The sequence below is a fragment of the Streptomyces orinoci genome (assembly GCF_003121295.1).
In the GTDB taxonomy this organism is placed as follows: Bacteria; Actinomycetota; Actinomycetes; order Streptomycetales; family Streptomycetaceae; genus Streptomyces; species Streptomyces orinoci.
On record NZ_PHNC01000009.1, the window covers coordinates 50,661 to 67,227 of the forward strand.

The window sequence follows — 16,567 nt, forward strand, 5'->3', positions numbered from 1 at the left end:
GAATTGCGACACCCCCAACCTGAGTCATATCCGTTGAGGCATCCATCGGTTGCGGGGGCAGGAGCATGGGCGAATCGCGTTCTCAAGGACGGCTGGAAGGCGATTCGCCGGCGCTGCCCTGGGTGATTTCCGCGCCGACCGAGGATGCCCTGCGGGCACGGGCGCGGCTGCTGCGGGAGCACCTCGGCCCGCGGCCCGAGTGGGCCGTCGCCGATGTCGGCCATGCGCTGCTCGGCGTGTCCGGTGGCGCCGAGGGACGGCACCGGGCCGTGATCGTCTCCCGGGACTGCGAGGAACAGCGCCTGGGGCTGAGCGCGTTGGCGGACGGTACGGCCGCACCCAATCTCGTCCTGGGAACGGCCCGCGAAGGCACCCGACCGGTGTTTGTGTTCCCCGGGCAAGGCCCTCAGTGGCCCGGGATGGCACGTGAACTCCAGCACTCCTCGACCGTGTTCCGGCGCACCCTGCAAGAGTGCGCCGAGGCACTGAAGCCACATGCCGACTGGTCTCTCGAAGACGTCCTGACGTCCGATCAAGACTCCTCCGTCTGGGCGCGTCCGGAGGTCACGCAGCCGGCACTCGCCGCGGTGATGATCTCCCTTGCCGCGCTGTGGCGCTCCAGTGGCGTCGAGCCCGGTGCAGTGGTCGGCCACAGCATGGGCGAGTTCGCCGCCGCCCAGGTCGTCGGCGCGTTGTCGCTCCCGGACGCCATGCACGCGGTCGCCGCCTTCAGCCGGGCCCAGGCATCGCTGGTGGGCCATGGCGAGATGCTTTCCGTCCTGCTCCCCGCCGACCGGCTGCTTCCGCGACTGGAGCCATGGGGCGACCGACTGGCCATCGCCGGTGTCAACAGCCCCTCGTGGACCGTGGTTTCCGGTGACACCGAGGCGATCGAGACCCTCCGCGCCCAACTGGTCACCGAGGACATCCGGGCACAGCTCATCTCCGTCGGCTATGCGGCCCACTCCCCGCAGATCGAGAAGGTGCGCGACCGGCTGATCCGCGATCTGGCCCCGGTCACCGCCGGCCCCTCGGACATCCCCTTCTATTCGGGACTGACCGGCGGGCGGTACGACACCACGCGACTCGACGCCGAGTACTGGTACCGGATGGTCCGCAGCCCGGTCCTGTTCCAAGGCACCATCCGCGCGGCGCTGGCCCAGCGGCCCACGGCCTTTGTCGAGGTGAGCCCGCATCCGGTACTCACCCTGGGAGTTCAGCAGACCCTGGACGACGCGGGCGCCGACGCCGCCGTCGCCGGCACGCTGCGCAGGCACCACGGCGGTCGCGGGCAGTTCCTGACCAGCATGGCCGAACTCCATGTCCAGGGCGTATCGGTGGACTGGTCCACGGCATTCGCCGGGACCGACCCGCACCCCATCGAACTGCCAGCCTACGACGACCCGCGGCAGGAGCCGGACGAGACGCCGACGGCCACCACATCCCGCTTCGCCGGGCTGCCCGACACCGAACTGCCGCGCGCCCTCACCAGGTTGGTACGCACCGAACTCGCGGCGGTCCTGGGGGAGCAGGCCACGGAATTCGCCGACTCCGGCCGTGCCTTCCGCGATGCGGGCATCGACTCCGCGGCCGCCCTGGTGCTGCGCAACCGGCTGGCCGCGGCCCTGGGAGTGCGGCTGCCCGCCGCCGTGATCTTCGATCATCCGACCCCTGAGTCACTGGTCCAGCGGCTGCACTCCGAAATCCGCGGCGCCATGGCCGAGGAACCGGACGCACCGGCGGCACCGGATGCCCTCGACGGCGAACCGATCGCCATCGTCGGCATGGCATGCCGTTTCCCCGGCGGTGTGCACAGCCCCGAGCAGCTGTGGGACCTGCTGCTCACGGGCGGCGACGCCATCTCAGGCTTCCCCACCAACCGTGGCTGGGCCCTGGACGAGCTCTATCACCCGGACCCCGACCACCCCGGTACCTCGTACAGCCGGGAAGGCGGATTCCTGCACCAGGCGGACGAGTTCGACGCGGCCTTCTTCGGCATCCCGCCCCGCGAGGCCCGGGCCATGGATCCGCAGCAGCGGCTGCTGCTGGAGACCTCCTGGGAAGCCTTTGAAGCGGCCGGTATCGACCCCGGCCGGCTCAAGGGCAGCAGAACCGGGGTGTTCGTCGGAGCCATGACCCAGGACTACGGCCCACGCATGCACCAGGCGCCGGACGGAGTCGAGGGCTTCCTGCTCACCGGCAACACCGCCAGCGTCGCCTCCGGTCGCATCGCCTACACCTACGGTCTCGAAGGCCCCGCCGTCACCGTGGACACCGCCTGCTCCTCCTCGCTGGTGGCGCTGCACCTGGCCGGCCAGGCACTGCGCCAGGGCGAGTGCACGCTGGCCCTGGCCGGCGGTGTGACCATCATGCCCAACCCCGGCATGTTCGCCGAGTTCAGCCGGCAGCGCGGGCTTGCCCCGGACGGCCGCTGCAAGCCGTTCGCCGAGGCCGCGGACGGCACCAGCTGGGCCGAGGGCGTCGGGCTGCTGATCGTGGAACGGCTCTCCGACGCCCGGCGCAACGGGCACCAGGTGCTGGCGGTCGTGCGGGGCAGCGCGATCAACCAGGACGGCGCCAGCAACGGACTCTCCGCACCGAACGGACCCGCCCAGGTGCGGGTCATCCGCCAAGCCCTGGCCAACGCCCGGCTGACCGCTTCGGACATCGAGGCGGTGGAGGCGCATGGCACCGGGACCCGGCTCGGCGACCCCATCGAGGCCGAGGCACTGCTGGCCACCTATGGACGCGACCGCGCCGCCGACCGGCCGCTGCTGCTGGGCTCGCTGAAGTCCAACATCGGCCACACCCAGGCCGCCGCCGGCGTGGCCGGCGTCATCAAGATGGTCCTGGCGATGCGCCATGGCTTGCTGCCCGGGACCCTTCATGTGGACCGGCCCACCACCCATGTTGACTGGTCGGCGGGGCAGATCGAGCTCCTGACCGAGGCCGTCGCCTGGCCGGACAGCGGCCCGGTCCGCCGCGCCGCGGTCTCCGCCTTCGGCATCAGCGGCACCAACGCCCACGTGATCATCGAGTCCGAGCCCGAGCCCGTAGCGGTGCCCATGGACACGGACCCGGCATCCGCGGGCACACCTACGGCCCTCGACGGCCCGCTGCCCTGGCTGTTGTCCGCGCGCTCCGAGGCCGCGCTGCGCGACCAGGCGGCCCGGCTGCACGCCCACCTGGAGGCACACCCCGCTCTCCGTACCGCCGATGTGGGGCACACGCTGGCCACCCGGGCGGCGCTGCCGCACCGTGCCGTGCTGGCGGCCGGTGACCGGCAGCAGGCCCTGAGGGCGCTGACCGCACTGGCCGAAGGACGGGACACCGCCGGGGTGGTCCGCGGCACCGTCACCCCCGGCACGGACCGCGAGGCCGTGTTCGTCTTCCCCGGCCAAGGCTCGCAGTGGCCCGGCATGGCCGCCGAACTGCTGGACTCCTCACCGGTGTTCGCGGACCGGATACGGGAGTGCGCCGACGCGCTGGCGCCCTATGTGGACTGGTCGCTGACCGAGGTGCTGCGCGGCGCCCCCGGAGCGCCCAGGCTGGACCGCGACGACGTGGTACAGCCCGCGCTGTTCGCGGTCATGGTGGCCCTGGCCGAGGTCTGGCGCTCCCATGGAGTGCGGCCCTCGGCGGTGGTGGGACACTCCCAGGGCGAGATCGCCGCGGCCTGTGTGGCCGGCGCCCTCTCCCTGCCCGATGCCGCCAGGATCGCGGCGCTGCGCAGCCAGGCGCTGCTGGGGCTCGCCGGAACCGGCGGCATGGTCTCACTCCCGCTGCCCGCCGCACAGGCCCGTGAACTGATCGCCCCCTGGTCCGGCCGGCTGACCATAGCGGCCGTCAACGGGGCGTCCTCCAGCGTGGTCGCCGGTGACGCGGCCGCGCTCGACGAACTCCTCGCCGCCTGCGCCGAGCAGGGGCAACGGGCCCGCCGGGTGCCGATCGACTACCCGTCCCACACCACCGGCGTCGAAGCGATCCGCGAGCGGATGCTGGCGGACCTGGCGCCGGTCGCCCCACGCAGTTGTCCGGTGCCCTTCTACTCAACGGTGACCGGCGAACGGATCGACACCGCCGAACTGGACGCGGAGTACTGGTACCGCAACCTGCGCCGGCCGGTGGAGTTCGAGCGCACCACCCGCAGCCTGCTCGCCGACGGGCACCGGGTCTTCATCGAGACCAGCCCGCATCCGGTGCTCACGGTCGGGCTCCAGGAGACCCTGGACGCCGCCGGGGCCGACGACGCACTGGTCCTCGGCACCCTGCGCCGCGATGACGGCGGCGCCACCCGACTGCTGACCTCGCTGGCCGAAGCCCATGCCGCCGGAGTACCGGTGCACTGGGCGGAGGCATTCGGCGGATCCGCCGCCCGCCTCGTCCCGCTGCCCGGCTACCCCTTCCAGCGCGAGCGCTACTGGCTGCTGCCCGGTGCGGCGGAGCGGGACATCACCGCGGCCGGTCTGCTGGCCGCCGACCACCCGCTGGTGATGGCCGCCGCCGAACTCCCCGACTCCGACGGGCTGCTCTTCACCGGCAGGCTCTCCCTGGAGACCCACCCCTGGCTCGCCGACCACCTGGTGCTCGGACAGATCCTGGTACCGGGCACGGCCTTCGTGGAGATGGCGCTGCGCGCCGCCGCCGAAGCGGGCTGCGACCGCATCGCGGAGCTGACCATCGAGGCCCCCCTGGTGGTCCCCGAGCACGGCAGGGTGCGCCTCCGGCTCGCGGTGGGCGCACCCGACGAGACCGGCCACCGCCCGGTCAGCGTGCACTCCAGCCGCGAGGAGGCGGACGCCGACGCGCAGTGGACCCGGCATGCCACCGGCCTGCTGACCACCGCGCCCGGCGCCCTCCCCGAACCGCCCGCCCAGTGGCCGCCGCGGGACGCTGTCCCGGTCGCGCTGGATGGCTTCTACACCGCGCTCGCCGACCTCGGGTACGCCTATGGGCCCGAATTCCGCGGGCTGCGCACCGCATGGCGCCGGGACACCGGCTCCGGCACCACCCGGCGCACCGAGGTGTTCGCCGAGGTCGCCCTGGACGGGGCGCAGCGGGACGAGGCGGACCGCTTTGGCATCCACCCGGCGCTGCTGGACGCTGCCTTGCACGCCGGACTGCTGGACGGTTTCCGGGAGGAGAGCACGACCCCGCGGCTGCCCTTCGCCTGGACCGGCGTCACCCTGCACACCACCGGTGCCGACAGCCTGCGGATACGGATAGCGTCCGGCGACGGCACCGAAGGCGCCGGGCTGACGGTCTCCGCCACCGACGGTATGGGCCGACCGGTGGTCGCCGTCGATTCGCTGGTGATGCGCCCGGTGTCCGCGGAGCAACTGCGTTCCGCCGCGACCCGCTCGCTTTATCAGGTGGAGTGGGCGCCGCTGTCCACCACGGGCCTGCGGCAGCCCCCGGCCTCCTGGGCCGTCCTCGGCCCCGTGGCGGAGGGGCTGAGCGCCGCGCTGTCCGAGGCCGGGGCGACCGTGGTGAGCCATTCCGGCATCGCCGCCCTGCGGCAGGCCCTTGACGCCGGCGCACCGGCCCCGGACGTCCTTGTGACCTTCCGCACCGGCGGCGAAGGGCACTTGGACGGCGACGGACCCGCCGCCGCGGCACGCGCCGCCACCTCCGAGCTGCTGGCGCTGGTCCAGGACCTGCTGTCCGACGAGCGACTGGCGCACACCGGAGTGGTGGTCGTCACCCGTGGCGCGGTCGGCATCCGCGTAGCGGAGCCCGTCACCGACCTGGTGCACGCACCGCTGTGGGGTCTGATCCGCTCCGCCCAGACCGAGCACCCCGGCCGCTTTGTCCTCCTCGACCTCGACCAGGACAGCCACCTGGCGGCCGTGCTCCCGGCGGCGGTGGCATCCGGTGAGCCGCAACTGGCCGTGCGCGGCGGCAACATGACCGCCCCTCGGCTGACCGCCGTCCCGGCGGAGGCCGAGACCGAGCCCACGCCGCTGTTCGACCCGGCCGGCACGGTGCTGGTGACCGGAGCCACCGGCACCCTGGGCGGACTGATCGCCCGCCACTTGGTCACCGAGCACGGTGCCGGGCACCTGGTTCTCACCGGCCGCCGGGGCCTCGACGCCCCCGGCATGGCCGAGCTCCGCGAGGAACTGCACGCCCTGGGCGCCGAGGTCACCGTGGCCGCCTGCGATGTGGCGGACCGGGACGCACTGGCCGCACTGCTCGCCCGGATACCGGCCGCACACCCGCTGACCGCGGTGGTGCACGCCGCGGGTCTGACCGACGACGGAGTCCTCGAGGCGCTCACCCCCGAGCGCATCGACCAGGTGATGCGTCCCAAGACGGACGGCGCCTGGAACCTCCACCAGCTCACCCAGGACGCCAACCTCGCCGCCTTTGTGCTGTTCTCCTCGGTCAACGGCGTCATCGGTGGCCCCGGCCAGGCCAACTACGCCGCCGCGAACACCTTCCTCGACGCCCTCGCCCACACGCGCCATGCCCAGGGCCTCCCGGCCACGGCGGCGGCCTGGGGCCTGTGGGAACAGGCATCCGGCCTGACCGGCGACCTGGCCGACACCGATCTGACCCGGATGGCCCGCTCGGGCATCCTGCCCATGCCCACCGACCAGGGACTGGCGCTCTTCGACGCCGCCATTCGCCGGGACCGGGCCCTGCTGGTGCCTGCCCTGCTGGACATCCCCGGGCTGCGTGCCCAGGCCGCCACCCGGCCCGTGCCGGACCTGCTGCGGCGCCTTGTCCGGCCGGCCGCCGCATCCCGCACCGTGCTGCCCGGTGCAGCCGACGGTGCGGCGTCACTGGCCGGACGGCTGGCCACCCTGCCCGAGGCCGAACAGCACAGCGCTCTGCTCACCCTGGTACGCCGGCAGGTGGCGGCCGTTCTCGGCCATGACTCGGCCGAGGCCATTGGAGCCGATCACACCTTCAAGGACCTCGGTTATGACTCGCTGACCGCGATCGAACTGCGCAACCAGCTGGGCACCGCGGTCGGCCTGCGCCTGCCGCCCACCCTGGTTTTCGACCACCCCACGCCACTCGCCGTCGCCCGTCATCTGCACGGCGAACTCCTCCTCGGCGAGGCGCCGTCCGCCACGCCGGAGCCGCAGCCGGTCGCGGACCCGGACGAGCCGATCGCCATCGTCGGCATGGCCTGCCGCTACCCGGGGGGCGTCAACTCCCCGGAGGAGCTGTGGCAGTTGGTCACCGCCGGACTGGAGGGCATCGGCGAGTTCCCCGCCGACCGCGGCTGGGATCTGGACAACCTGTACCACCCGGACCCCGAGCACGCCGGCACCTCCTACACCCGTACCGGTGGATTCCTGTATGACGCCGGGCATTTCGACGCCGGGCTCTTTGGTATCTCGCCGCGTGAGGCGCTGGCGATGGACCCGCAGCAGCGGCTGCTGCTGGAGACCTCCTGGGAGGTCTTCGAGCGGGCGGGCATTGACCCGGCCTCCGTCAAGGGCAGCCGGACCGGCGTTTTCGCCGGGCTGATGTACCACGACTACGCGGCCCACTCCGCGGGACTCTCCGACGACGCCGAGGGCTACACCATCACCGGCACCGCCGGCAGCGTGGTGTCCGGCCGGGTGGCCTACACCTTCGGCCTCGAAGGCCCTGCCGTGACGGTGGACACCGCCTGCTCCTCCTCGCTGGTGGCCCTGCACCTCGCCGCTCAGGCGCTGCGGCAGGGTGAATGCGAGCTGGCGCTGGCCGGCGGTGTCACCGTGATGGCCACGCCCACCACCTTTGTGGAGTTCTCCCGGCAGCGCGGACTGTCGCCCGACGGGCGCTGCAAGTCCTTCGCCGCGGACGCGGACGGCACCGGCTGGTCCGAGGGTGTCGGCATGCTGCTGGTGGAGCGGTTGTCGGACGCCCAGCGGAACGGCCATCAAGTGCTGGCGGTACTCCGTGGCTCGGCGGTCAACCAGGACGGTGCGTCCAATGGTCTGACCGCGCCCAACGGACCCTCCCAACAGCGGGTGATCCGGCAGGCGTTGGCCGCGTCGGGGCTGTCCACGGCGGATGTCGATGTGGTGGAGGCGCACGGTACCGGTACGCGGCTGGGTGACCCGATCGAGGCGCAGGCGCTGCTGGCCACCTACGGCCAGGGGCGGGACACCGCCCGGCCGTTGTGGCTGGGTTCCATCAAGTCCAACATCGGGCACACCCAAGCTGCCGCCGGTGTGGCCGGTGTGATCAAGATGGTGATGGCGATGCGGCACGGCATGCTGCCGCGGACCCTCCATGCCGATGACCCCACTCCCCAGGTGGACTGGTCCATGGGCGCGGTGGAGTTGCTGACCGAGGCGCGGCCGTGGCCGGAGCTCGACCGTCCGCGCCGGGCGGCCGTGTCTTCCTTCGGTATCGGCGGCACCAACGCCCATGCCGTCATTGAGCAGGCACCGCCGAGCGCCCAGCCCGACGTCGCCGAGGCCACCGGGTCCTCCCCGGTGGTGCCCTGGCTGCTGTCGGCAAACACCGCACCGGGGCTGCGGGACCAGGCGAGGCGACTGCTCACCCACGTTGATGCTGCGGGCGCTGCGGAACCGGTCGATGTCGGCCGTACGCTGGCCACCGCTCGCACGGCGCTGGACCATCGCGCGGCCGTGGTCGCCGCCGACCGGGACGAATTCCTGGCGGCACTGGCGGCGTTGGCCGCGGGCCGTCAGGCGCCGGGACTGCTCCAGGGCGTAGCAGCTGAACAGGGCAAGCTGGCCTTCCTGTTCACGGGGCAGGGTGCGCAGCGGGTGGGGATGGGCCGGGAGTTGTATGAAACGCTCCCGGTGTTCGCCGAGGCCTTTGATGCGGTATGCGCCGAGTTCGACCGCGAGTTGGACCGTCCGCTGCGTGAGGTGGTGTTCGGCGGGGTCGGGTTGATCGACCGGACGGTTTACGCTCAGGCGGCGTTGTTCGCGGTTGAGGTGGCGTTGTTCCGTCTGGTGGAGTCGTGGGGGATTGCGCCGGATTATCTGGCGGGCCACTCGATCGGTGAGCTGGCCGCTGCTCATGTGGCGGGTGTGTGGTCGTTGGGGGATGCGTGTGTGCTGGTGGCGGCGCGTGGCCGGCTGATGCAGGCGCTGCCTGAGGGTGGTGCGATGGTGGCTGTCCAGGCCACCGAGGCCGAGGTCCTGGAGGTGCTGGCCGGCTACCGGGGCCGGGTGTCGATCGCCGCCGTCAACGGTCCGTCGTCCGTGGTGATTTCGGGTGACGAGGACGCGGTTGTCGAGTTGGCGGCCGGGTTTGTGGAGCAGGGTCGTAAGACCAAGCGCCTGACGGTGTCGCATGCGTTCCATTCGCCGCGCATGGAGCCGATGCTGGCCGACTTCCGGAAGGTCGCCGAGAGCCTGTCGTACCAGGCGCCGCGTATCCCGGTGGTATCGAATCTGACGGGTGAGCTCGCCACCGCCGAGGAGCTGTGTACTCCGGAGTACTGGGTGCGGCATGTCCGGGAGGCCGTCCGGTTCGCCGACGGCATAGGCGCGTTGGCCGGCCAGGGCGTGACCACGTTCATCGAACTGGGCCCGGACGGCGTGCTCTCCGCCCTGGGCCAGGACAGCGCCGACGCGCTGTTCGTACCGGTCCTGCGCACCGACCGCCCCGAGGCATTCACCCTGACCGCGGCGGTGGCCGAGGCTTATGCGCGCGGCGCGGCCGTGGACTGGCAGCGGTTCTTCGCCGGTCGGGGTGGCAGGCTCGTGGACTTGCCGACCTACGCTTTCCAGCGTGAGCGGTACTGGCCGGACGCGGCGCCGCTCGGCGGGCGCGCGGACCAGGTGGACGCGGCGGACGCGGCGTTCTGGGACGCGGTGGAGCGTGCCGATGTGTCGGCGGTGGCCGGTGCGCTGGAGGCTGGGGCGGCCGAACAGGCCTCGCTGACCGCGGTGTTGCCGGTGCTGTCCTCGTGGCGCAAGCGGCACCGTTCCCGCTATCTGGCGGATTCCTGGCGCTATCGGATCACTTGGCGAACGGTGGCGGACGTCCCGGGGCCGGTGCTGACGGGCACCTGGCTGGTGGTGCTTCCGGAGGGCCTGGAGGATCACGCGTGGGTGAGCGGGTGCGTTCCCGCGCTGACCGCACATGGCGCCCGGGTGCTGCCGGTTGTGGTCGGTGCGGCGGCGAGTGAGCGAGCGATGCTCGCCGAGCGCATCGCCGAGCTGATCGCTGGGACGGACGGCCCGGTCAGCGGTGTGGTGTCGCTGCTGGCGCTTGCCGAGGAACCGTACGCACCGGTGCCGGGCGTGTCATCCGGCCTGGCGGGGACGCTCGCGCTGGTGCAGGTGCTGGGCGATGCCGGTGTGGGGGCGCCGCTGTGGTGCCTGACGACCGGCGCGGTGTCCACGGGCCGTTCGGACCGCCCGGCCCATCCGGTGCAGGCTCAGCTCTGGGGCCTGGGCCGGGTGGCGGCGCTGGAACATCCCAACCGCTGGGGCGGCTTGGTGGACCTGCCCGAAACTCCGGACGAACGGTCCATGGCCCGGCTGGTGGCCACGCTGGCGGAACCTGCGGATGAGGACCAGCTGGCGGTGCGCGCCTCCGGCGTCTTTGTACGGCGACTGACTCGCGCCCCCCGTGTGGCGGCCGGGGCGGCACCGTGGCGGCCGCGCGGCACCGTGCTGGTGACCGGCGGCACGGGCGCCCTGGGTGCCGAGGTCGCGCGGTGGCTGGCCCGTCAGGGTGCCGGTCATCTGCTGCTGACCAGCCGTCGGGGTCCGGCGGCCGAGGGCGCCGCCCAACTGCGGGAAGAACTTGCGGAGTTCGGCGTCGAGGTGACGGTCGCGGCCTGTGACGCGGCCGACCGGGAGGCACTGGCCGGACTGCTGGCCTCGATACCCGCCGAACAGCCGCTGACCGCGGTGATCCATGCGGCCGGTGTGCTGGACGACGGTGTGCTGGCCGGGCAGTCGGCGGAGCGGTTCGCCGAGGTGCTGCGGTCCAAGGTGGACGCGGCACGGAACCTGCATCAACTGACCGCGGGCCAGGAGCTGTCGGCGTTTGTACTGTTCTCGTCGATCGCGGGCACGGTGGGCAATGCCGGGCAGGCCAACTACGCGGCGGCGAACGCTTATCTGGACGCGCTGGCCGAGCAGCGCAGGGCCGACGGTCTGCCCGCGACCTCCATCGCCTGGGGTCCTTGGGCCGGCGCCGGGATGGCCGCCGCCGAGAACCTCACCGGTGATGGCCTGCGACGCATCGGTCTGTCGGCGATGGACCGGGAACCGGCCCTCGACGCACTGCGCCAGGCTGTGGAGAGCGGTGCGGCGCTGACCGCCGTCGCCGATATCGACTGGAGCCGGTTCGCCGGTGTGTTCACCGCGGCACGCCCGAGCGCACTGCTGGCCGACCTCCCGGAGGCACGACGGCACACCACCGACATGGACAGGGCAGACGCGGACGCGTCCCAGCAGTGGCGGTCGCGCATCGTGGCGCTGCCTGAGGAGGAACGGGAACCGGCCCTGCTGGAGCTGGTCCGCGAACAGGTCGCCCTCGTCCTGGGACATGCCGCCTCGGCGGCGGTCCCGGCCGACAAGGCGTTCAAGGAGACCGGATTCGACTCGCTGACCGCCGTCCAACTGCGCAACCGGCTCACCGCCGGTACCGGACTGGCGCTCCCTGCCACCCTGGTGTTCGACTACCCGACCCCGGCCGCCCTGGCGCGGTTCCTGCTGGCGGAGCTGGCCGGATCGGCGGCGGTGGCCGAGCTCGCGCCGCAGGTCGCCGCCACCGAAGCGGAACCGATCGCCATCGTGGGCATGGCCTGCCGCTTCCCCGGCCGGGTGGCGTCCCCGGAGGAGCTGTGGCGGCTGATCGCCGACGGGAGTGACGCGATCTCCGGCTTTCCCACGGACCGTGGCTGGGACCTGGAGCGGCTGTACCACCCCGACCCCGACCACCAGGGCACCTCCTACGTTCGCGACGGCGGCTTTGTGCACGATGTGGCCCGGTTCGACGCCGAGTTCTTCGGCATCAGCCCGCGTGAGGCGCTGGCGATGGACCCGCAGCAGCGGCTGCTGCTGGAGACCTCCTGGGAGGTCCTGGAGCGGGCGGGCATCGACCCGAGCTCGCTCAAGGGCAGCCGGACCGGCGTCTTCGCCGGTATCAGCAACCAGGATTACGGGGTTCTGACCGGCGCCTCGTCGGACGCCGCCGAGGGCTATATCGGCACCGGGAACGCGGGCAGTGTGCTCTCCGGCCGCGTTGCCTACACCTTCGGATTCGAAGGGCCCGCTGTCACCATCGACACCGCCTGCTCCTCCTCGCTGGTGGCGCTGCATCTGGCGGCCCAGGCACTGCGCCAGGGCGAGTGCTCCATGGCGCTGGCCGGCGGAGTGACCGTACTGTCGACCCCCGGGCTGTTCATCGAGTTCTCCCGGCAGCGCGGGCTGTCGCCGGACGGACGGTGCAAGGCGTTCGCCGCGGACGCGGACGGCACCGGCTGGGGCGAAGGCATCGGCATGCTGCTGGTGGAGCGGCTCTCCGACGCCGAACGCCATGGCCACCCGGTGCTCGCGGTGCTGCGTGGCAGCGCCATCAACCAGGACGGCGCCTCCAACGGCCTGACCGCGCCCAACGGCCCCTCTCAGCAGCGGGTCATCCGGCAGGCCCTGGCCAACGCCCGGCTCACCTCCTCCGACATCGACGCGGTGGAGGCACATGGCACCGGCACCAGCCTCGGTGACCCGATCGAGGCCCAGGCACTGCTGGCCACCTACGGCCAGGACCGCGACCCCGGGCAGCCGCTGTGGCTGGGGTCGGTGAAGTCGAACATCGGCCACACCCAGGCCGCCGCGGGCGTGGCCGGTGTGATCAAGATGGTGATGGCCATGCACCACGGCGAACTGCCGCGGACCCTGCATGTGGACGAGCCCTCACCGCATATCGACTGGTCCACCGGTGCCATGGCACTGCTCACCGAGACCGTGGCATGGCCGCGGACCCAGCGGCCGCGCCGGGCCGGAGTCTCGTCCTTCGGCATCAGCGGCACCAACGCCCATGTGATCATCGAGGAGGCCGCGGGCAACCGACTGCCCGCCTCCGCCGACCCCCACCTGGCTTCGGCCCCCCAACTCCGGCCCACCGCCTGGCTGTTGTCCGCCGCGAGCAAGGCGGCGCTGCGCGATCAGGCGGCCCGTCTGCTGGAGCGGATGAGCACCGAGCCCGCTCCGTCCGTCAGGGATGTGGCGCACGCCCTGGTATCCAGCCGGACCGCCCTGGAACACCGGGCAGCGGTGGTGGCCCAGGACCGGGACGACTTCCTGCTCGGCCTGAAGACCCTCGCCGCCGGCGACAGCGCCCCCGGCCTGGTCCAGGGCACCGCCGGCCCCGGCGGCAAGGTCGTCTTCGTCTTCCCCGGCCAGGGCGCTCAGTGGGCCGGGATGGCCCGTGACCTCATGGCGGCCTCGGAGGTTTTCCGGGACCAGCTGCGGGCCTGTGAAGAAGCCCTGGCCCCGTTTGTCGACTGGTCGCTGCTGGAGGTGCTCGGCGAAGCGGAGGGAGCCCCCTCGCTGGACCGGGTCGATGTGGTCCAGCCGGTGCTGTTCGCGGTCATGGTCTCGCTCGCCGCGCTGTGGCGCTCCTGTGGAGTGCACCCCGACGCCGTGATCGGACACTCCCAGGGCGAGATCGCCGCCGCCGCGGTGGCCGGCGCGCTCAGCCTTGAGGATGCGGCCCGGGTCGTCGCCCTGCGCAGCCAGGCCCTGGTGGCGCTGGCCGGCCGGGGCGGCATGATGTCGGTGGCGCTGCCGGAGGCGGAACTCGGCCCCTGGCTGGCACCGTGGGGCGACCGGCTCGCCGTCGCCGCACTCAACGGTCCCGGATCGGTGGTGCTCTCCGGTGACCCCGAGGCGCTGGACGGCCTGCACACCGAACTGACCGCCGTCGGCATCCGGGCCCGCCGGATCCCGGTGGACTATGCCTCGCACTCCCCGCAGGTGGAATCCATCCGCGCGGAACTGCTGGAACTGCTGGCCCCGATCACGCCGGTCGCGTCCCGGGTGCCGTTCCACTCCACGGTGACCGGTGAGCGCATCGACACCACCGGCCTGGACGCAACGTACTGGTACACCAACCTCCGGCAGACCGTCCGGTTCGCACCCACCGCCCGTGCCCTGCTCGACTCCGGACACCGGGTGTTCATCGAGATCAGCCCGCACCCGGTGCTGGCCATGGGCATCCAGGAAACCCTCGACGAGGGCGACGAGCCGGTGCCGGACGGCGCGGTGGTGGGCTCCCTGCGCCGCGACCAGGGCGGCCTGGACCGCTTCCTCACCTCGCTCGGCGAGGCATATGTGCGGGGCACCGTGGTTGACTGGCCGGCCGTGTTCGGTGGCCCGAACCCCGGCCGGGTGGAACTGCCGACCTATGCCTTCCAGCGGGAACGCTTCTGGCCCACCCCCGCCGCCGCCCCGGCCCGCGCCGCGGACCCGATGGAGGCGCGCTTCTGGGCGGCCGTGGAGAAGGAGGACCTGGCGGCGCTGGCCGATGCGCTGAGGGTCGGGGGAGCGGACGACCGCTCCGCGCTGGGCGCGGTGCTGCCCGTACTGTCCTCCTGGCGGCGGCAGAGCCATGAGCTCGCCATCCTGGACGGCTGGCGCTACCGGGTCGACTGGCAGGCCCTGCCCGAACCGACGCCGCATGCCCCGTCCGGCACCTGGCTGCTGCTGGTCCCGCCGGGCCCGGCGGCCCAGCGGACCGCGGACGCCCTGGCGGACCTGGCACCCCGGACGGTCCGGGTGCCGGTGACCGTGGACGACGCCGACCGGGCGGTGCTCGCCGAGCGGCTGCGCGGCGTACTGCCCCAAGGCGGCGCGGTCGAGGGAGTGCTGTCCCTGCTCGCCCTGGACGAGTCCGCGCACCCCGCGCACCCGGAACTGCCGCTCGGTCAGCTACTCAACCTGTCCCTGATCCAGGCGCTCGGCGACCTGGAGGTCGGCGCGCCGCTGTGGTTCGCCACCCGCGGCGCCGTCCAGGCGGACCGGTCCGACCGGGTGGACAGCCCGCTCCAGGCGCTGACCTGGGGTCTGGGACGGGTGATGGGCCTGGAGCACCCCAAGCGCTGGGGTGGTCTGGTGGACCTGCCGGAGCTGATCGACGAGCGGGTACGCACCCGGCTGCGCGGCATGCTGGCCGACCCGGGGGACGAGGACCAGCTGGCGATCCGTGCCTCCGGCGTCCTCGGCTGCCGCCTGGTACCCGCCTCCGGCACCGACGCCGCCCCCGCGGCCCGGACCTGGCGGCCCAGCGGCACGGTGCTGATCACCGGTGGCACCGGCGCCCTCGGCAGCCAGGTCGCCCGCTGGCTGGCCCGCGGTGGTGCGGACCATCTGGTTCTGGTCAGCCGGGCCGGCCGTGCCGCCCCGGACGCCACCGCCCTCGAATCCGAACTGGTGGAACTCGGCGCCCGGGTGACCCTGGCGGCCTGCGATGTCGGCGACCGCTCGGCGCTGGCCGAGCTGCTGGCACAGATCCAGCGGGAACACCCGCTGACCGCCGTTTTCCACACCGCGGGCGTCAACCGGCTGTCAACGCTGGCGGAGCTCGGCCACGCCGAACTCGCCGAGGTGGTCGGCGCCAAGGTCCGCGGCGCATGCCACCTCGATGAACTGCTCCATGACCAGCCCCTTGACGCCTTCGTCCTGTTCTCCTCCATCGCCGGTGTCTGGGGCAGCGGGGAACACGCGGCGTACGCGGCGGCCAACGCGTATCTGGACGGACTGGCCCAGCAGCGCCGGGCGCGCGGACTGGCGGCCACCTCGGTGGCCTGGGGGCCGTGGGCCGAGCGCGGCATGGTCGCGGACCATGTCGCCGGAGACACCCTGGACCGGCGCGGACTGCCGCTGCTGCCGCCCAAGCTGGCGATCGAGGCACTTCAGCGGCTCCTGGACCGGGACGAGACCTACCCGGTGGTGGCGGACGTGGACTGGGAGCGGTTCGCCGCGGCCTTCACCGCCGCCCGTCCCAGCCCGCTGCTCAGCGGCGTACCCCAGGTGCGTGAGCTGCTGGCCGCCGCCGCGACACAGGACACCGACCAGGACGGCACCGCGCAGTGGCGGCAGCGCCTGACCGGGCTCACCGCATCGGAGCGCAAGCGCACCCTGGTGGAGCTGGTACGCGGCCAGGTGGCGACCGTACTGGGACGTGGCGGCGCGGAATCGGTCGAGGTCAACCGGCCGTTCAAGGACGTCGGCTTTGACTCGCTGACCTCCGTGGAACTCCGTAACCGGCTGAACGAGGCCACCGGACTCCGGCTCCCGGCCACCGCGGTGTTCGACTACCCGACACCGACGGTGCTCGCCGAGTTCCTGCGCGAACAGATCCTCGGCACCGAAGCGGAACCCAGCACCTCGGAACTCCCGGGGGACGAGGCGGAGACCAGGCGCGTCCTCACCTCCATCCCGCTGGCCCGGCTTCAGGAGGCGGGGCTGCTGGAAGCCCTGCTGAAGCTGGCCGAAGCCCCCGAGGAAACACCGCAACCGGCGGCGCAGGACGCGGCCGAGGCGATCGATCTGCTGGACGTTGACGCGCTCATCCGACTGGCGCTCGACAACCCCGACTCCTGATGACGCTCGAAGTGTGA

General features: G+C 72.6%; 1 protein-coding gene. It reads left to right on the forward strand.

Annotation, left to right across the window (positions count from 1 at the left end; translation table 11 throughout):
* Positions 1-65: 65 nt before the first annotated feature.
* On the forward strand, positions 66-16,550 hold the full coding sequence (locus tag CV755_RS35875; protein ID WP_241561026.1) for a type I polyketide synthase: 16,485 nt from the start codon (positions 66-68) through the stop codon (positions 16,548-16,550).
* The last annotated feature ends 17 nt before the right edge of the window (positions 16,551-16,567 follow it).

Coding starts and splice junctions, on each gene's coding strand:
- CV755_RS35875 (WP_241561026.1), top strand. CDS start 66: ATGGGCGAATCGCGTTCTCAAGGACGGCTGGAAGGCGATTCGCCGGCG.